Source organism: Fodinibius sp. GM21 (assembly GCF_058386955.1).
This window is the reverse complement of sequence record NZ_JBYEIQ010000002.1, coordinates 147,899-168,022: the sequence shown is the minus strand read 5'-3', so window position 1 is coordinate 168,022 and position 20,124 is coordinate 147,899. Positions and strand designations below refer to the sequence as shown.

At 36.5% G+C, this 20,124-nt stretch carries 16 protein-coding genes; 7 read left to right on the top strand and 9 right to left on the bottom strand.

Annotated elements, in window-relative coordinates; all coding sequences use genetic code 11:
- Positions 1–117: 117 nt before the first annotated feature.
- Complete coding sequence (locus ACT3IB_RS04505; RefSeq protein WP_491537838.1) at positions 118–399, top strand: helix-turn-helix domain-containing protein; 282 nt, start codon at positions 118–120, stop codon at positions 397–399.
- Positions 400–401: 2 nt separating this feature from the next.
- Positions 402–1,082, top strand: a complete 681-nt coding sequence (locus ACT3IB_RS04500; RefSeq protein WP_491537837.1) for a glycine zipper family protein — start codon at positions 402–404, stop codon at positions 1,080–1,082.
- 41 nt (positions 1,083–1,123) lie between these two features.
- Here ACT3IB_RS04500 and ACT3IB_RS04495 read toward each other — a convergent pair whose 3' ends face one another.
- Positions 1,124–1,834: a hypothetical protein gene (locus tag ACT3IB_RS04495; protein ID WP_491537836.1), complete on the bottom strand. Its 711-nt coding sequence runs from the start codon at positions 1,832–1,834 to the stop codon at positions 1,124–1,126.
- A 262-nt stretch (positions 1,835–2,096) separates the two neighbouring features.
- Here ACT3IB_RS04495 and ACT3IB_RS04490 point away from each other — a divergent pair, with 262 nt between their 5' ends.
- Positions 2,097–2,543, top strand: a complete 447-nt coding sequence (locus ACT3IB_RS04490) for an excisionase family DNA-binding protein (protein ID WP_491537835.1) — start codon at positions 2,097–2,099, stop codon at positions 2,541–2,543.
- Positions 2,512–3,099, top strand: coding sequence for a PIN domain-containing protein (locus ACT3IB_RS04485; RefSeq protein ID WP_491537834.1), 588 nt, complete (start codon positions 2,512–2,514; stop codon positions 3,097–3,099). Before ACT3IB_RS04490 ends, ACT3IB_RS04485 begins: the two co-directional genes overlap by 32 nt.
- 27 nt (positions 3,100–3,126) lie before the next feature.
- Here ACT3IB_RS04485 and ACT3IB_RS04480 read toward each other — a convergent pair whose 3' ends face one another.
- Positions 3,127–3,360 (bottom strand): hypothetical protein, encoded by a 234-nt coding sequence (locus ACT3IB_RS04480; RefSeq protein ID WP_491537833.1) that lies wholly within the window; start codon positions 3,358–3,360, stop codon positions 3,127–3,129.
- A 344-nt stretch (positions 3,361–3,704) separates the two neighbouring features.
- On the opposite strand from ACT3IB_RS04480, the gene ACT3IB_RS04475 reads away from it, so the two are divergent.
- Positions 3,705–4,769, top strand: coding sequence for a hypothetical protein (locus ACT3IB_RS04475; RefSeq protein ID WP_491537832.1), 1,065 nt, complete (start codon positions 3,705–3,707; stop codon positions 4,767–4,769).
- Between the two features lie 176 nt (positions 4,770–4,945).
- Here the strand turns inward: ACT3IB_RS04475 and ACT3IB_RS04470 are convergent, their stop codons facing one another.
- The 5 genes from ACT3IB_RS04470 to ACT3IB_RS04450 are packed head-to-tail and all read right to left on the bottom strand — an operon-like array spanning position 4,946 to position 13,388.
- Positions 4,946–6,112, bottom strand: coding sequence for a hypothetical protein (locus ACT3IB_RS04470; RefSeq protein ID WP_491537831.1), 1,167 nt, complete (start codon positions 6,110–6,112; stop codon positions 4,946–4,948).
- A gap of 26 nt (positions 6,113–6,138) precedes the next feature.
- Positions 6,139–9,279 carry a type I restriction endonuclease subunit R gene (locus ACT3IB_RS04465; protein ID WP_491537830.1) on the bottom strand — a complete coding sequence of 1,047 codons (3,141 nt, stop codon included), beginning with the start codon at positions 9,277–9,279 and terminating at the stop codon, positions 6,139–6,141.
- A gap of 52 nt (positions 9,280–9,331) precedes the next feature.
- Entirely contained in the window at positions 9,332–10,360 is a 1,029-nt protein-coding gene (locus ACT3IB_RS04460; protein ID WP_491537829.1) for an SIR2 family protein, read from the bottom strand.
- Between the two features lie 3 nt (positions 10,361–10,363).
- Positions 10,364–11,704, bottom strand: coding sequence for a restriction endonuclease subunit S (locus ACT3IB_RS04455; protein ID WP_491537828.1), 1,341 nt, complete (start codon positions 11,702–11,704; stop codon positions 10,364–10,366).
- Positions 11,694–13,388 carry a class I SAM-dependent DNA methyltransferase gene (locus ACT3IB_RS04450; RefSeq protein ID WP_491537827.1) on the bottom strand — a complete coding sequence of 565 codons (1,695 nt, stop codon included), beginning with the start codon at positions 13,386–13,388 and terminating at the stop codon, positions 11,694–11,696. Before ACT3IB_RS04450 ends, ACT3IB_RS04455 begins: the two co-directional genes overlap by 11 nt.
- A gap of 227 nt (positions 13,389–13,615) precedes the next feature.
- Between ACT3IB_RS04450 and ACT3IB_RS04445 the strand changes: the two genes are divergently transcribed.
- Both ACT3IB_RS04445 and ACT3IB_RS04440 read left to right on the top strand, forming a co-directional pair.
- Positions 13,616–14,368, top strand: a complete 753-nt coding sequence (locus tag ACT3IB_RS04445) for a hypothetical protein (protein ID WP_491537826.1) — start codon at positions 13,616–13,618, stop codon at positions 14,366–14,368.
- 2 nt (positions 14,369–14,370) lie between these two features.
- Positions 14,371–16,347 (top strand): 7-cyano-7-deazaguanine synthase, encoded by a 1,977-nt coding sequence (locus ACT3IB_RS04440; protein ID WP_491537825.1) that lies wholly within the window; start codon positions 14,371–14,373, stop codon positions 16,345–16,347.
- Between the two features lie 41 nt (positions 16,348–16,388).
- On the opposite strand, the gene ACT3IB_RS04435 is transcribed toward ACT3IB_RS04440, so the two are convergent.
- Both ACT3IB_RS04435 and ACT3IB_RS04430 read right to left on the bottom strand, forming a co-directional pair.
- Positions 16,389–17,519 (bottom strand): DUF6161 domain-containing protein, encoded by a 1,131-nt coding sequence (locus ACT3IB_RS04435; RefSeq protein WP_491537824.1) that lies wholly within the window; start codon positions 17,517–17,519, stop codon positions 16,389–16,391.
- Positions 17,520–17,538: 19 nt separating this feature from the next.
- Positions 17,539–19,650 carry a GmrSD restriction endonuclease domain-containing protein gene (locus ACT3IB_RS04430; RefSeq protein WP_491537823.1) on the bottom strand — a complete coding sequence of 704 codons (2,112 nt, stop codon included), beginning with the start codon at positions 19,648–19,650 and terminating at the stop codon, positions 17,539–17,541.
- Positions 19,651–20,124: the final 474 nt, after the last annotated feature.

The window sequence follows — 20,124 nt, the reverse complement described above, 5'->3', positions numbered from 1 at the left end:
TCTAAACACCTAATTTCTCACCCTAATTAGCCAAATTAGGCCTAATTTAGGTTATATTGTTAACTTAGTTAACAACTTAGATGATTTTTATCGGAATTTTTCGTATGTTCTATCTATATGGAACCACAAGAAATCAACCAATTACGAGAACGATTAGGGTGGAGTTTAGCCAAATTTGGTCGCTATTTTGGCGTTACCGCACAAGCTGTTCTTAAATGGGAACGAGGGACGGCCCAGCCGAATGATTTTGCTCTAGCTACAATGATCCAGCTAAGAAAAAGATTAAATGCAGTTGAGGGGGAACAACAAAAACAAAAATTCATAAATGGACTGAAAAGCGCACTTCTTACCGGAGGTATTGTTGCCTTATTAGCCTATTTATTTAACCAAGATGAATAACTATGGAAACCCTATCTACAAATGATACCTCTCTTACGGACAATTATATCTTCTTAAATGGAAAACAACTAGCCGAAGTGTTAGATGTTACTGCCCCTTCTCTTTCTGAAGCTGTTAAAAAGAGATACAATTGCGGGGGATATCCTGTATATGAATGGGCCGTTGAAACAAATACTGGTCGCATTAAAGGATATGAAGTTCCTGAATTTTTGGTCTCTGGAGAAGATCAATTACAAGAAAAAAGGCAAAATCCAATTGATGAAACCCCTAATAAACTAACTATTAGCCCTAATAAGGGTAAAAACAGATCAAATAAGCCGGAACAGATCATCAATAACTATTCCCTCTTGCCGGAAGGAGAAGACTATGTCCGCCCCGCAGGAATGGTTACCCTTCCGTTGGTACTAAAGAAAGCACTTGATCAAGACACGCCGCAAAGTCGCGCCGTTATCGGAGCTATCATAGCCATGTTGGGTGCTATTACTGGGCATGCTGTTTCTAATAATTCCACGGGAGCAGGAATTGGGGCCATGGCCGGATTTGGAATAGCTATTTATATGTATAAGTATTCCAAGCCAGTTAACATTAACTACCAACCAGCGTTAACTCAATCAGTCAATAACCGAATGTTGTTAAAAGGCTATTCAGAAAGTTCTAATCAGTCAGGCTTTTTGCCTAATTAGGGTATAAAACCAGTAAATTGTTAAGACCACAATTTTAAATCTTAATACTCTTCCTCCATATAGGGATTCTTGATAGTTTCTATAAATGTTTGTCCCCCTAATTTATATCCAAGTGAATTCAAGTTTTGAATCATTTCTGTAAAAGCATTATTGGCTAATTCTGCCATTCTGGCCAGTCGTTCTTCAGTCGTATAATGAGTTTCAAAATAATAGTCTCTTCTATCCTTTAACTCTTTCTGCAAATACTTTTTCCAAGGAGCTTCATTCTCTTTAAATCCCGGACTTATAACACCCAGACTAATACCTTTAAAAGTTGTTGAACTTTGGTCTGCAGGAGTAATATCCATTCTTCGGTGCGGTTCAAATCCTTTGGAAGTTGTTAAAGTATATCGTTTCAATTTACCATTCATATATCCAAACGTTTCAATTACTGGTACAGGTTCATTGTTCCCTTCACCCAAAAGTAATTTTTGCAAACCCTCATCTTCTGTTGTTTTATTCTCTAGCCCTTCACCGATTTCACAAATCGTTGTCCTTGGACCATCCCCTTTCACATGCTCAGCAACAAAATTCCATTCATTACCAGAAAATCCCATACCAATCCATGTAATAATACACCTTTCTGATACTTTATATACTTTTCTTGCTTTTAAACCCTTAACTATTCTACCCTCTGTACCTAATTCCGTTCTCGCTCCCTCAGATAATACCACTATCCCTAAATCCGTTGCTAAAAAAGCTATTGCGCTCATAATTTATTTTATTCCAACCTAGAAACCTCTTAAACTTTCGATGTACGTTACAAGAATATTAGAAAAGTTAATAGAGATAAAACGGATCGCATATTAATAACATAATGTTTAATAAAACCAAGAGTCCAAGTTTCGCTTCTAAGAGTCTGTCCCTGAATAATCATTTCAAATCAGCCGAAAGAAATAACTAAATAATATATTTAGCGTTTATAGCGTTTATTTTATATAATGAAGTAAATAGAGATCAATCAATCCTACTGCTATGGAACGTCGTCTTGAATCATCCTCACTGGATGAACATCAAATGGAAGAGTTAGAGACTCTTCTGAAAAGTGAAAAACTTCCTGCTTTAATCGATTCTTCCGGTAATCGAACAGAGCTTCCCAAACCTATATTTGAGATGCTTTCCGATATTGTTCAGCACGTGAAACAAGGGCACTCAATATTTATGATCCCGGAAGATGAGACATTAACGACCCAAGCAGCAGCCAATTTCCTAGGAGTTTCAAGGCAGCATTTAGTTGATTTACTTGAAAAAGGAGAGATTGACTTTCACTACGTTGGCACCCACCGCAGAGTATATTTCAGAGATCTTAAGAAGTATGCTGATAAGAGAGATAGCAAGCGTAAAGAAACCTTGGACGAACTTTTTGACAAGGTAGCGGATGCCGGAAAATATGATGCAAGCTATCAGGGTGATGATAGCTGATTATAAGATCTTACTGGATGCCAATGTATTAGCAAATTATGCTGTCTGTAACCTTTATCTAAGACTAGCTGAAAAACCTCGACTTTTCTTACCTAAATGGAGTCCGGATATTCTTGATGAAGTATTTAATACCCATGTCAATAAACTGGATTGGCCTAAAGATTTGGCAGACTCTTTTCAAGATTCAGTACAAGAAGCTTTCCCGGAGGCCATGATAAACGACTACCAGGAATTGATCCCGGCCATGACCAATGATGAAAAGGATCGACATGTCTTAGCTGCAGCGGTTAAAGATAAACTGAATCTCATTATTACCTTTAATTTAAAAGATTTCAAAGAAGAGGATTTGGCTAAATGGAACATTGAGGCCATGCATCCCCAAGACTATTTACTCACGCTTTATTCCATGAAGCCCGGAATTGTGATGATGAAACTGTCTAAAATTGCTCAAAGGAAGGATCAAGATCTGGAGGATCTTATTCTCGACTTTGGCAAAAGTCTTCCAAAGTTTTCAAAAAAACTATTGGAAGATATGGGTGAAGACACTACCTATTAGGTTGGTAGTGTAAATTAAACTGGGAATCTACTCCCCAAATATATTTTGATACTTCTCTTCTAACATAGCTACTTCCTCATCCGTCAACGGCTCAAACTCTTTTGTACGAACACGCTTGGATAACCGGCCATTATTCTGACGTAAAAAACCAATAAGGTTCTCCATAATATAATTCGGCATATCAAAATGCTCGTCAATGAATGTTCTCATCTTTTCATGCCGCTCCTGGTACTGTACTTCCAAGCGATTATTTTTGGACATACTCTGTAGTATATCGATTATCAGTTATTCTATCACCAAGATTACAAAATTCGATTACATTTAATAAAAAACGTTTATTAGGCGGGGTATTTTCTTTAAAACGATTACTTCTGGCTATGAGCATCGAGCAAATAATAAAGTCCTTCCTAATAGCCCCTCTTATAAAATATCCCCGGTGAATAAGTCTATAAAAAAACGGCTTCCATATTTCCTTTCTAACGCCCGATCTTCTTCGGCAACGTATGAAATCATTAGTCTTTTATCGGTTTAGATATTGATTATTATCTCCATCACTCAGGATATTTAGACAATCCAATAATTGATCGATATAAAAAGGGGTACAAATGAAAAAGATTACTTTCGAACGAAATGAACTCTATGAAAAGGTTTGGGAAAAGCCAGTATCTCGCTTGACTGAAGAGCTAGAGATAAGCAGCCATAAACTTTACAAGGCTTGTGAAGAGCTAGACATACCAACACCATCTGCAGGATATTGGGCAAAGCTGAGACATGATAAAGAAGTCAATAAACCTGAGCTACCTGAGTCAGATAAGGAGTCGTTTACTTTAACGATTCGTGAAGTGAATCGAAGGCAGAAACAACAAACTAACCCAACTAAAGAAATTTCTGTCTCTAAAAGGCTAACCCAGCCTCATCCATTGATCAAACAGGCACGCAAAAATATTGATAAAACATTTCTTAACCGCTACAACCGTGTTAGTGGCGGTGCTCCCCTGGATTTCTCAGTTGGACCCGACAATGTTGAGAGAAGTTTACGAATACTAGACGCGTTATTAAAAGAGATAGAAGAACAAGGCTATAACCTGAGGACTAAAAGGAAAAATAAATCCTACTGGATGTTGGTTGGCGATGGTCAAGACGAGGTCTATTTTCAATTAAGAGAAAAAGGAAATAGAACTGAGGTTTCTAATGATCAACGTTGGCCTGAGTACGAATATACACCTACAGGTGAACTGCAACTGGCATTATTTAGAGAAACTTACGACCGGACGGGAAAAGTACTATCAGATACACAATCTGAGAAATTAGAAAACCGACTAGGTGAATTCTTTATAAAACTTGACCAGGTTATAGAGCAAGTAAAAAAGAAGCGTTTAGAACGAGAAGAATACCACCGAAAGCAAAGGAAAAAGAGGGAAATTAAAGAGGCAGCAAAAGAGCAACAAAATGAAGAAAAACAACGCCGAAACAAACTTGAAAAACGAGCAACCACCTTTACCAAATCACAATATATTTATGATTTTATAGCTGAAATAGAGAAACAACAAGCTCAACTGGACCTAACCAGAGAAGAGGAACTGAAATTTGAAGCATGGATTATTTGGGCCAGAGATCATGCTGATCGCCTAAATCCAGTTAAGCAAACAGTTAATGAGATATTGAAATGAATAAAATGTTTCCCTTTGACAATAAATGACAATGTTTGGGACAAGTTGGGACGTTTCTAGATGAAATGGATTTCAGGCCTCAACATCTGCTAGATTCGCCTCATCATCTGAATTTTTAATATCTTTTTATCATGAATACTCTGGATTAATTTTAAGCAACCATAATCCGGAACGTTTCACTTTATAAAAGTTAATATTTCTTCTTCGTTTACCTCTTCAAACCACTTCTCAACAAATATCATTTTCCCAGAGCCAATTAATGGTTTCACAGTATGATTTGTAAGATATCGAGAATTTTCAATTAAACTTTCTGGGTCTTTATGGAATATTAGTAGCTTAGAATCCTCATTTCTTAACCAATCTAATATTTTCCGATTCAATGGAAGATCATTCCACCCATATCCTGACATGATCAAATAATCGGTTTCTTTAAGCGCTGTCGTAAATCGATATTGAAGCTCTCCAAAAAATCCATCGTTATAGTGAAGTAACTTATTTATGCCGGTTAAAAAGTTATTGTCATCTATTAACATTTCGACATTTCGGCCGCTATCAGTTTTAATATTCCAAATATCATTACCTGAAAAGATAGCATAGCCCTGCTTACCTGTATCATGATTAATTACCCAATACCAGTCTGTACCTCCATGTAACTTATAAAGCTTAACTTTAGATTCTTGGTCGTATAAATTTGAGTCAGCAAATCTAATTTCTCCATCGGGTTCCTGAAAACCATCAATAATAGGCACTTCCTCTCTTTCACAAAGCTTTTCTATAAGATTGTCATGGTTTAAGGAAAATATTTCAACAGTTGATATTTTTTTATCTTTAAACAGGTCTTCCAACACACTTAAGCCTTCTATTTGCTCAACTTCAACATAGTGACGAATTACATCTTCAATAAAATGCTTACATATTTCCGTAAACTTTCTAAATCTGGTTGGCTTAAGGCTATTACTATGTCTATCCCTAAATTCTTCTGATAAGCCTCGATGTCTTTCTACAAAATCTGTGACAACGTAGTTGTCAGAAACGGTCATCTCTTCACGTTCCATTTGATCGAGTATTGAGTATAAGTCTTCGTAGGAGGTTCGCTGATGGTCTCCAAGACGATCTTTTATATAGGTTTCATGTTCCTCTGCTAATAATTCTAAGTAGTCTTGAATAGGCTTAGCAGATCTCCATTCATCTAATTTACCACCTTTGTCCTCATCCCAATACTCAAAAAATTCATCGGCCAATTCTTGGTATGTTTGATCAAATAATCTCTGAGTAAGATCACTTACCCTTGGTACTCCTGATTTTATTGATATGCCCGAACCAACAAATAGTGTTATATTCATTTTTTACCCACCCTTTATAACTTATATCATTTACTTGACCACTGATCTGCCAACGCTTCTGCCTGCTCCATAACCAATTTCATTGCCTCTTTTTGCTTATCCGGTGGATACTTATATCGCTGAAGCGTACGACGGACCAATATTCTAAGTTTAGCTCTAACGCTTTCCCGTTTCTGCCAATCTACTGTCGTTGATTTACGCAGTTTTTGGGTGATTTCAACGGCAATCTCTTTCAATACTTCATCCCCCAATTCCCTCACGGCGCTCTCATTTTCTGCTAAAGCATGATAGAAAGCTACTTCATCATGGTTAAGTCCAAGATCTTCTTCTTGTTCAATTGACTCTTTGAAATCTTTTGCCATCTCTATCAGCTCTTCAATTACCTGAGCCGTTTCTATGGCGCGGTTGTGATACTTTCGCATTGTCTCCAAAAGTCGATCACTAAACTTCTTATTTTGAACAACATTGGTACTGGTTCTGGACTTTATTTTGTCCTTAAGCAGCTTTTCCAAGAGCTCCACGGCGAGGTTTTTATATTTCATCTTTCGCACATCTTCCAAAAACTCATCGTCAAGCAGGCCAATTTGTGGTTTTTCCAGTCCCGCAACAGAAAAAATATCTTCTACACCTTCTGCAACTACTGCATTGTCTAAAATCTGTTTAAGTATTGAATTTTTCTCTTCTTCTGCTCTCTTTTTTTCAACAGTGCTAAATTTATTAATAGCAGACTTCACTGAATTAAAAAAGGCAATCTCTTTTTCTAATTCTTTTGCCTCATCGAGGGTACCGCATAACGAATGTGCTTTATTAAGAGCAAGAATCGTATCCATAAACCGCTTTTTTCCATCTTCGAGACCAAGGACATGATTGGCAGCGGGGACGACCAACTCATGACCTTTTTCTTCAAAATCAGAATAATCAAACCCATTCATCATACCACGAATGATATCCAACTTTTCAATAAGTATACTATATGCTTCCTCTGCTTCAAGGGTCGGCTTTCCTTTACCTTTTGAATCGGTATAGGTTTTTAATGCTTGTTTCAGTTCATTAGCAATGCCAATATAGTCTACAACAAGACCACCTTGCTTGTCTCTGAAGACCCGGTTAACACGCGCTATGGCCTGCATAAGATTGTGTCCCTTCATTGGCTTATCAATGTACATGGTATGGCAACAGGGAGCATCAAAACCTGTAAGCCACATATCACATACAATGACCATCTTTAACGAATCGCTTGGATCTTTAAAGCGTTTTTCTATTCGTTTTTTAACTCTTTTACTGTGAATATGTGGTTGATAATGTTTCGGATCAGAAGCAGAGCCAGTCATCACAATTTTAATAGCTCCCTTTTCAGGCTCATCATCATGCCAGTCTGGGCGCAACTCTGTAATTGCGTTATACAAGCGAACACATACTTCCCGACTTATTCCTACTACCATTGCCTTTCCCTCAATTTGGGAAAGACGCTTCTCAAAATGTCCTACTAAATCTTCAGCAACCTGTTTAATTCGGGGTTCTGAACCAACTAACTTTTCAAGAGTTGCCCATTTTCCTTTGGTACGCTCTCGTGTTGCCTCATCCTCATAATCTTCAACTACTTCTTCTACCTGGTTACTTAATTCCTCTATTTCATCCCTGTTCACATCAAGCTTAGCCAAGCGACTCTCATAGTAAATGGGAACAGTGGCTCCATCTTCAACGGCGTCTTGGATATCATAAATACTTACATAATCTCCAAATACCGCCTGAGTATCCCGGTCTTCCATGGAAATGGGGGTACCGGTAAATCCAATAAAAGTAGCATTAGGCAATGCATCCCTCATATGGCGAGCATACCCATATACGTATCGGTTCTCGGATTCTCTGAATTTTGCTTTTAACCCATATTGGCTCCTATGTGCCTCATCTGAAATAACAACAACATTATGTCGATCACACAAGGAAGGGTGACGGTTTTCTTCTCCTTCGAGCGAAAATTTCTGAACTGTAGTAAAAAAAATACCCCCTGAAGAACGTGAAGAGAGTCGCTTTCTCAAATCTTCTCTACTATCCGCCTGAATAGGTTTCTGTTTCAATAAATCTTTTGCAGCAGAAAATGTTTGGTAAAGCTGACCATCCAAATCATTACGGTCGGTTACAACTACAATAGTTGGATTCTTCATTTCTGGCCGTTGAAGTAGTTTTCCTGCAAAACATACCATTGAAATACTCTTACCCGAACCTTGGGTATGCCATACTACTCCTCCTTTTTTTGAACCTGGCTCAACCTCATCTGCATAGCTGGTCTTAGGTTCTTCAACTTTACTCTCATCAGCTTGAGAGGCTGTAATTACCGCTCTAACAGCTTCTCTAACAGCATGGAATTGGTGATATCCAGCAATCTTCTTAACTAAGTTATCGCCCTCCTCCTCAAAAATGATAAAATGACGAATATAATCTAACAATAGTTCCGGCTTGAAAAACCCTTTTACCATTGTTTGCAACTCAAACTCAAACTGTGGTTTATCGTCTTCATGCTTTATTGTCCGCCATGGCATATACCATTCGGTGTTAGCAGTTAATGAACCAACTCTTGCTGTATAGCCATCACTTATTATGTTCGCTACATTATAATCAAACAGGTCAGCAACCTGATCTTTATACGTTTCGATCTGGTTAAACGCATCCCATACATCAGTATCTTCGTTATCCGGATTTTTTAATTCTATGACCGCAATCGGTATCCCATTTATAAAAGCAACTACGTCGGGACGCCTGGGCTGCTTAGTTCCCTGAATTGTAAATTGATTGACCGCAAGAAAACTATTTTGTGATTGATTATTGAAATCAATTACACGTACGGGTTCCATTTCTTTTTTTCCATCACGTTCTACTTCTACTGGTATGCCATCAACAAGCATCTGTTGGAACCTACGGTTACGATAAACTGGTACTGGATGGTCTATCGTGCGAAGTTTATGGATTGCCTCCTCTATTTCTTTATCCAACAGAGATGGATTAATACGATTTATGGCTTCTCTCAAAGGCTGTTCTAATAGTACCTGGGAATAGCTCTCTCTTAAAGAATTATTAGCATCTACATCTATATCTGTACCTGATGATGTTTCCCATCCATTACCTTCAAACCATCCAATAGTTAATTTTTCTAATTTGTTTTCAGTCATTTTAATGATTAGACAATTATAAACTTCGACTTATTTAATAGGAAAATATTCTTTATTCCTTGCAATAAATTAGTTCTCTTAAAATTGACTCTATTGATTCATCATGAGTGTTTTCTTGGTACCATATCGGGAAAATATTTGCTGATGCTAAAGACCTTGTTCTTTCATTAATATCTATATCATCACCATTAGCCATCAAAGCATAATGTTTCCCAACTTGGTTTGCTCCAAATTCTTCTACTACTTCTTGCATAACTCTTACAGGCCTATCATTGTTTAAACTGCAACCCAGAAAAAGTAATGTTTGGTTTGACAATGTTTTAAATAAAGATTGAATGATATTCTCTTTTAAATATACTTCGTCATATTCCGTCTTGGTTAACACTCTATTTTTTGCTCTTATAGATGTTCCGTGAAGCTTTACCAAAAGGTTTTCACCATACGATATGTACCTTCGAATTTCCTCTATCTCATTTCCACATAACTTCTCTAAATGAGCCTTAGAATATTGACTGAATGATCTTTCTATTACAGTGTCGTAATTAGTCGTAATCATTAAGCCATCAAATATTTGTGGAACAAGCTGAATACAACCTCTTAACTCATTTTTTACATCAAACCTGTTATCAAATAATTCATAAAAAACATTATCACCTAAGTCGTTATAAACTAATTCTGCAGCCTCCTCATATAATCCATCAGAAATCATCTCTTCAAATTTATCCTCATCAACTTGTGACTTACTTTGTAAAGTGAATAAAAAGTTTGTCCATCCCGGGTAATTACTTGGTATTGACATACCCGCGCCAATAAATGGAACAACCTTATTATTTACATAAGCTTCTTTTAAATTTCTTAGTCGATTTTCATTCTCATCTATCTTTAATATCTCCTGATATAATTCTTTTAGCGTATCTTTTCTTCCCTCACACCAATCATCAAAAGCTAAATTATATGTATTTCGATCAACTGCCTTAAGTACTTCATGTCTTTCATATTCAAAGTCAAGAATTTCTACAGTTCCCTCTTCTCCCAGATAATCATCAAATTCGTTTTTTAAGTAACTAAAGTAATCAGCCATAATTTATGTAGTAATCTCTCCACTAATTAAGCGTGGCAAAAGCAAATCTCTTAACTGCATTAATTGTTGATTCTCTTTAGTAGATATGACCCATTTCTGGAATAGTGGATCTACAATCCTTAAAAATCTCTTTATTATTTCCTTACTTGGAATAATCATACTTATTGATTCAATACCACTTGCACTAATATTCGGTTGAGCACTTCCTCTGGCAACACTTTCCACTTTCTCTCGAAGATTTGTTGCTAAAAAAGCTGAATGGATAAACCAGTTTATATTTTTATTAAATTCTTCTGATGTGAATTTTGCTACTCTCTGATTCAATAGAACCTTATCACTATCTGAAACCACTATACCTGTTTTCCCAACTGTAGCCCCAGTCATTGCAATAACATAGTCTCCATCTGTTAATTCATATCTTTCTTTTCCGGAAATATCTTGATCAGAAAGATATTGGCAATCTTGAAGGTCAACACTAAAGTTTTCTTTTATATTTTTAATTTTTACGACAGGATTGCCTCCATGATCATTAAATAGTTTGCTTTTAAAAGCATAACCCCCTTGTGCACCACAGAGCTCACCCACAGTTCCAACATGCCACCCTTTAGGAATTTCTCCCAATTCGGAACCTTCAAATTCATTAGGGAAAAAGGTAGCCGTCTGTTTGAGTTCATTAAGCTGAGATTCAGTCATATCAGATAACTTTTGCTTCAAGTCCTCTTCTATATTCTCCCAGTCTTGATCTAAGGATATACCTGTAATGGCCGCAATGGCCGCTCGAACAGGATCATTGCCTTCATTATTCGCATGAATTTTAGCTTGTACAGGATCAAAATCTACAAACCAGCTTTTAAAAATTGCTTGTGCTATAGATTCAAGATTTTTTTTAATTTCCTGATTAAGCTGAATTTTTTGGTCGAAAAGATGTAAATAGCGTCCAATTTTTTTCCGAACTTGTATATCTGCAGGTATTTTAATTTCTACAGAATGGGCTCTGTCTCTATTTAGTCCAGGAACTGCGCTATCAGAGTTCATGGTGTTTAAACCCACACTTTGTAATAAATAGTATGTAAACCAAAGTTCTTCCAAATCACTTTTAGTCACATAAAAAGTTGTATCAATAGGCCAAAATGGCACATCACTCAAATGAACTTCTCCTACACTCCCCTTTCTGCCTATAATAATTCCAGCTGACTCTACATAATCTTCGTTGTGTGTATCAACTTGACCATTAGATCCATATACAGGGACCTTACCTTCTTCTCGCAAATCACTTTTTAGGCCTTTTCCATAAGTAAATGGAGCAAAATCGCCTATTGTCGTTTCAATCCATTCAGACTTCATATCCAAATCCTGCTAAATTTTCTTTGATCTTTGATTCTAAATCATCACTCTCATCGAACTGTGTTTTTAGCTTACCAGTAAGTTTTTCCATCTTTTCCGCAAACGGGATCCCATCTTCTTGGGTTTCAGAAGTACCCACATACCGCCCAGGTGTTAGCACATAGTCATTCTTTTGAATCTCTTCTAAAGAAGCTGACTTGCAATACCCAGGGATATCCTGGTATGCCTCATTACCCTTTTGCCAGTCAGTCAAAGTTTGGGCAATCTCATTAATCTCTTCTTCTTTAAAGTCACGTAGTACCCTGTCTTTCATATAGCCTTTGTCACGTGCATCAATAAATAGAACTTTACCAGCCCTATTGCCACGAGACTCCCCATCCGGAGTTTTTGTACCGTTCACCTTGTTATTTGTCAAAAACCAAATACAGGCTGGAATTTGTGTATTGGTAAAAAGTTGTCCCGGCAGTGCAACGATACACTCTACCAAATCGGCTTTCAGTAAATTCTTTCGAATTTCCCCCTCACCACTGGTCTGCGAACTCATCGAGCCGTTTGCCAGTAGAAGGGCCAAACTTCCGTCAGGTGCCAAGTGATATAACATGTGCTGCAACCATGCAAAGTTAGCGTTACTCTCAGGCGGTGTTCCGTACTCCCATCGTGGGTCATCGGCCAATTTCTCGTCCCACCAATCACTTACATTAAAAGGAGGGTTCGCCATCACATAATCGGCACGTAAATCCGGGTGCTGGTCGTTGGTAAATGTATCAGCTGGACGCTTTCCAAAATCAAAATCAATCCCACGAATGGCCATATTCATAGCAGCTAATCGCCAGGTTGTAGGATTGCTTTCTTGCCCATACACCGAAATCTGTCCAATTTTACCTCCGTATTCCTCTATAAAATCTTCGCTTTGCACAAAGAACCCACCGGATCCCATTGCTGGGTCATACACCCTGCCTTCAAAAGGCTTTAGCATACGAACCATCAACTTCACAATACTTTTAGGTGTGTAATACTGTCCGCCTTTTTTACCTTCGGCAAGAGCAAACTCACCCAGAAAATATTCATAGACATGTCCCAATATATCTTTGGAATCAAGCTTAATTTCCTTGCCATCATATTCATCAGCATTAAAATCCGTATCAGAGAAGAGGTCAATCAACTCTCCCAATTTCCCAGGTGGAAGCCGTAGCTGTGAATAGGTTTTATTGAGTATATCTTTGAGCTTTGGGTTTTCTGCCTCAATAGCCGCATTGGCATCATCAATAAGGCGAGCAGTATTTTTAAACTCATAAGTTTCACCATCCGGGAGTTCTATTTCTGTACCTGGTGCTACTTTATTGTACTCTCTAAGGGTTTCCCAACGTGCCAGTGCTGGAACCCAAAAAACATTCTTCGCGGTGTAATAATCCTGTAGCTCTAATTCTGCTTCTATAGCATCTTGGTATTCCTCCTCTTCATCAAAATGCTCCCGAGGCATATAAAAATCATGTTCCGGATCTTGGAAATGCTCTCTCAATTCTTGGCGCCGATTCTCAAAAGCATCAGAAACATACTTAAGGAAAATAAGACCTAATACGACATGCTTATAAACAGCGGCATCCAAGCTGTTGCGCAGCTTATCCGCTGCCGACCATAGTTTCTTTTCAAGATTTTTTAAAAACTGCTGTTCCGCTTTATCCATTGAGACTGTTAATCTTAGTTTTACAATTTTGTCTAAAAATAACAGAAGTAACCGAAATGAAAAGCGTTAAGATATTTATAAACAAACCGGCATAAATAGAACAGAAATTCACCCAAGCTCCCTAATAGTTGTTATACAGCTTCTTACAAGCATTATTTATATTTTGCTTTTGGTTAATTAACCACAAAGATTAAAAGTCAAGAGATCGAAAACTAAATTTTTATAAAATGGGGCATGAAAGACTAGGCGCATTACCTAGATCAAAACGTTGGCAAGAGGTAGTTGACTACTTATCAGAGTATTCAGAAACTTCTGATGCTGAAGTAAAAAAGATTGCTTCTAAAACTATTCAGAATGTAAGGCTACGCATTCCAAATCTTAAATATGACCAGGGTATAAAAGCAGCTTTTGAGTTTTTAGTACAACTTTCGCTACAGCCACGAAAAGAAAGCTTAAAACATGAATCGATTAAGATCGATTTACCTGAAAACCCAACACCTCTAAAACTTACTCAAACTGCAAAAATATGGATTGAACAGAATACTGAGTCCGAAGAATATAGTAACCTGGCTTTTGATGCCCTTACTGATACTATCGTAGAATGGAATAAGAAACACCGAACTAATCAAAGTACTTTATTCGAAAATGATGATAATAACTATGAAGTTTGGAAGGAAGCAGGAAAAGGCAGTGGCTTTAGCGAGCTCTCACGTTCTTTTTTCTCCAACTTTATAGAAGATTATCTCAATTACTTTCTTGAGCGTGAAGCCTCTCATAAAATTAATTCGCTTGAAAAAAGAGAACAATTTTCAGATCAAATATCGAGACATTCATATGAGACTTCTAAAATAACACAATCCCTTGCAGCTGGTTGGTTCAATAAACATGCAAAAAATACCCTTCCAGATGATGAAAAGATCAGCAACTTTTTAGAATACGCCTTCGGTAAGATTAATGAAGAGCTGTTAAGGGAGGAATAATTATGGATAAATCAGATCCTCCACAAATAGTTCTTTGCAATTCTGCCAGTATTCCAGAAAAGCTACAGGATATTGACCGGGAGCCACTAACACTTGAGTACAGGGATGATGCAGATAATAAAAGGAATATTTCATTAGGATTACCCGACTTTGTTCGCCAGGCTTATCACTTGCCCAACCGAATACTGGATTTACTTGAAATAGCTACTTATATCTTCTCTGCTGATAGATTAGTTTCTCGAGGAGCTAAAGATGCAGTGGAATACCACAGTTGGTCTCGAAAATTCCATTTTGTAGTAAAAGTTCGGGACATCGACTTTTGGCAACAAGCAGAAGTTAAAAATACACTTACTGAAGCACTGACTTTTATGTCAGGGGATGAATCATATGCTTTCACATTTCAAAGAGGTCATTCTACACCACGAGCAGATCTATTTGATACTGATGAATTCGAACTTTCCAAAAAGTCAGAAACATCTACACTCTTATTTTCAGGTGGTCTGGATTCACTTTCCGGAACCCTAAAACATTTAGAGCAAACCTCCGATGATGTATGTCTTGTAAGTTATCGGTCTCAAAGTGTAATGATGAGGACACAAGACCAATTAGTTAAGGCAATCTCAAAGAAATATCCTGATAGATTAAAACATTATACATTTCGGTGTAATCTAAGCAAGACAAAGGCCAGGGAAGAAACACAACGCACTCGTTCTCTACTTTTTACAGCAATAGCTTTTTCAATTAGTTATGTGCTAAAACAAGAAGATTTTTATGTATATGAAAATGGTGTGACGAGTTTAAATTTTAAAAAGAGGCAGGATCAATTTAATGCTCGTACAAGTCGCACAACCCATCCGAAGGTATTATCTTTACTTGAAAAATTATTTCAATTCATAAATGAAGACAACTTTTCAATTGAAAATCCCTTTCTATTAAAGACAAAAACGGATATAGTCAAGAATATATCCGACCTGGGTTACGAGAAGTTAATCCCAAGCTCAGTATCATGTGGAAAAGGACGCTTGAACTTTGAATATGGAACACATTGTGGAGGCTGTTCTCAGTGTGTAGATAGAAGATTTGGCGTTTATGCCTCAAATACTGATGAATGGGATGAAGCCAGCAAACTTTATGACTTAGACTTCATTAATGAGCCAGTAACTACTCATGAGGCTAAAACTACATTAGTAGATTATATACGACAAGCGCATAAATTTGACAGTTGGAGTTTAGAAGATTTCCATGATAACACCCTCCCAGAGCTTGTGGATATAGTAGACCACGTACCGCCAAAAAATGATCAAGAAGCAATTGAGAAGCTTTTTAAGCTATGTAGCAAACATGGCCAACAAGTAGCATCTGCAATTCAAAAAATGCGTTCTAAACATGATGACCCTTTTGAGAAAATAAACGAAGATTCACTACTCGATCTGCTTCAAAATCGGCCATATCTTAAAACTGATGCTACAATCTATGATTTAATCAGAAATCTAAGAGAATTACCTTCGGGAAATAACCATGCAAAAAAGTATGAAAAATTAGGTATAGAAATACTTCAAAAACTTTTTGACCCACATTTGATTGATCCAAAATCGCAAGTTAAAACACATGATGGCAGAGAGATAATAGATATTACCTTCCAAAACACCGCGGATAAAGGGTTCTGGAAAGACATCAAAGAAAGACATGGAAATATTGTTGTGATATTTGAGCTTAAAAATATGGAGGATCTATCTAATGAGGAGTTCCACCAAATAGCTGGTCGTCTAAATGACAAAAAAGGTCGAATGGGCTTTCTTGTCGCGCGATCAAAGGATGGTTTAGATGATCAAAGGGCATATCGCAAACTTCAAGATGATAAAATTATTATCACACTTACAGACAATGACTTAATTGATATGGCAGATTACCTTGCAAAAGATGAATCACCAACAAAATATGTCAGAGAAATGTATCGTGAGTTTATTGAGCAATCTTAAGTGCTTTACACCCCGAAAAGCTAACATTATTAATTATAATCTTATTGTTGGGTTAGTTTATCCCAAAAAGTACTAGGCAACTTATCTTCCTTAAGAATTCCCGTAGAAGATGGTCGGAATAGTGTGGCTAAGATGGCCTTTTTATCTTCCTTTGATATAGCATCTTCCCTTCTCAATAGAGATAGAAACGTAAGTATTTTTACTCTTCTTTCCTCAGCATCAGCTTTTAAATGGATGTTCGATAAAAATATTTTCGCTAATATTCTAGCTATCCAAATGCAACCAGCTCCAGTAAGAACTACTATAGCTGTAACCCAATAAGGTGGTGCATTTTCTATTCCATAGTCTCCAAGGAAGAAATAAAATTCTGCAGCTAAAATAATAACTGTAACTAGTAAGCTTATACCAAAATATCTTTGATAGTCTTCAGATAAGTTTTCATGGCTTTTTCCTTTGGTCTTCCAATACCTTACAGAAGATTGTAAGGCTAATTTCTGGTCGTAAACATTTTCTATTCGCGAAAGTTCTTTTTCTGAGTTCTCAATGACATTATTGAACTCTTTTTCTTTCTCTGTTAATGAAGTTCTTTTATCCTCTATTAAGGATTCAAGAGCAGACTTCTTTTCATTGATTACTCTTTTAAAATCCTCAACATGTTCTTTTAATGAGATTTCTAATTCTTGTATAACCTCCCTATTGCTCTCATCAAATGCATTAATATCTCTGTCATATAAGAATCCATGAAGTAATCCAATTATATAATCACCACTATTGCTATTGATATTAATGTCATAAAAATAAGATAAAGTATAAGATGCCCTTACCTTATTATTATTTTTTAGTTTATTGACATATTTAGCTTTAGGATGAGATGAATGAAAAATGTTATTGTTACCGTATAGGCTGTTTATTTGTTTTTCTACCCGACTTAATCTCTCATCAAAATCATCTCTATCCCGATCTAAATTGTTTATTTCTTTATTGAGATTTTGAATTGGCTTGAAATGCTTCTGGATTAAATCTCTTTTCTGATTAAAATTAGTATTAGGAACCCAATTCCAGTACTTGAGTTCATAAGTAATCCACTCTTGAATTTTATCAACAGAATAGAAGTACTTTCGCCCACCATTCTCTCCTAAGCTAACAATAAATAATGCTTTCTTTGCACACATGAGTATTCTGTATTAAAAACTAAAAGTTTTCATCTTGATATTTTCGGGCTTCTTCTACGTCTAATGAGATGGAAGAGCTGCCTTGACGGACAATAAACTCTTTCCTTCCATTTTCCTCAAAATATACAGGATCTGGACTTTGCTCTACTGTTATTATAGCAAGCTGACTCCCATTTATGTGTTGAAATTCTAAATCTGTATAAACAGAGGTATAAACTTTTCCTAATCGATTTCGTAATTCTTGATTTAACTGGAGTTCAAAATCATCTAATCCATCCTTCATTAAAGCCAAGTCCCTGTCAATGCTAACAGCTTCTTTTTTATCATTTACGCCAATTATAACATTGCCTCCATTTTTGTTTGCAAAAGCACATACTTCTTTAGCTATTTCTGTTTTTAAATCCTTATTTGGTTGTCCCCGATAAACATCCCAAAGTAATGTTTCTTTTAATTCTACTTTTTCATTTTCTCCTTGCGATATAAGGTTTTCGATAGTAGGTTTTTCCCCGCTTACATCTTCCCCTTCAACTATACTTTCCATAAAGTTATTTATAGCATCTGCAAGAAGTTCCCTTCTTCGTTTTAAAAACTCCTCATAATATTCCAGCCTCCATAGCTCTTCATTCTCAGGAATGAATTGATTTTTTAATGCTGAAGGGTTTTTCTCTTTGATTTCAGGTAGATATTCAGAGGGATGATTACCCCCAATAATTTTGTTACTTCTTGGAGTTATAAAAGCTCTATTAGAAATTTCATTTACTAATTTTCTGTGTTCAGAATTCATTCCATCATATTTGTCGTATAAGATATTTTTAGGAAAAATATGATGTGACTCTAAATCAAAAGTACCCTTAATTGGATGACCCGTTGCCCAATCAATGGGATCATTTGCTCGTATTACAACTCTTACCATATTGTAGTAATGTTTGCTGCGCTTGGTACTCATTTCAAGATCTGAGGCTTCTATTTTTAGGCGACCTCTTTCAGATCTAATTTCTTCAAGCAGTTGATTAGTAGGATTTACTGTCTTTAGTAATGATAAATCAGATTCAATGGTAGAGTCTGCTGAGCCTCCATATCTGCGCCACATTAAAGCAGAATAAACCCAGCGCAGGAAAGCCTTTTTATCTTTCTCACCTAGCTTACAATCCTGCTGATAAATATACGTAAGGAAGGGGATGAGGGTATCTCTTGTAGTGATAAAAGATGAATCAGGCATATAGCCTTGATGTTCAAGAACGTCGAAAAGATAATCAAATACGCCATTTTTACGAGAGAGTTTTTCCCAACTGGCTTTAAGTTCTTCCTCAGGAGTGTCATATATTTTTTCATAAGTCATGGACTCCGTAACAACGGCTATCATTGCTTTTACATAGAAATTTAGCTTGAAATCATAGCCCCGCTTTTTAAGTTCATTTTGTTTCTCCTTTATTTTTCTTCTTACATGGGGCCATTGGGCTCCCATATGAGCTAATGCCAGTTCGGCATCACTTAAAGGAGTTCCTTGGGAGTTAATAAGATCAAAAAGGTCAATAGCTTCATGTATATCTGCTGATTTGGGAAGGGATTCTACAGGAATACTTCTATTTCGTATTCGATGAATTTTCTTTAATTGCTTATCATAAAGGTCTGCGAGATCAAATTTATCTGCACCAATCTTATTAATTTGATCGTCCGACATTCCTCTTACTATATCAGTACCTCCCAAATCATTTTGGAAAATCTTGGTAATTCGAACCCACTCAGGATCGTTTCTTACAGGTCTATTCTCAAAATGAAATATCCCTTTTCGTACATTAAAAAAGAGATTTCGAGGATCTGTATGAAGCTCATCTTCTGTATAGTAAGGCGGTACTTCACCCTTGATAAGGAGATATAAAACAGTTAAGCGTTGTTGACCATCAAGTAAAACGTTAAACAGTTTATGTACATCTTGAGCTACAGCATCATTTTTAATTTCAGGAGGATTTTCTGTCTCCCAAACTAATAAACTCCCAATCGGGAACCCTTCATAAAGAGAGTTTATTAGCTCCTTGGATTGACTCTTCTTCCAAACAAACTCTCTCTGAAATTCAGGTAGTACAATTGCATTTTCTTCGATGCGGTCAAGTAGTTTTTGAATTTCAGGCATTATAGAACCTCATATGTGTTTTAAAATGAACAGACAACGTTTTTGAAAACTAAACTAATGTACCTTTGCTGTTAATTCAATTAATTACTGTAGCAATTCCATATTTCCCATTTATAACTATTTTGGAGATCACTGTCCCCTTTCGTAGAAAATTTCTGCCCCATTTCACTTACACAATTGTTGTACTATCCATTAATCCTTAATATTTCCGTTCCGACACTCTTCATATCTTGAGTAAAATCATAATACTCTCCTTATTTTTTGTCGTCAGTCTACAGTAATATTTACAGAAATACTTAAGACATGGCATCATATTAATCTGATCACTTTAGCTATCACCTGCAAAATGGGCGGAAGTTCGACCCCTTTTGCAGTTAATAACTAAAACTGGTCAAGAGTTTAAATACCATTCACTAATGACATTACTTATGTCATCATCAAAATATTATGTCATTGGCATAGTCAATCATATCT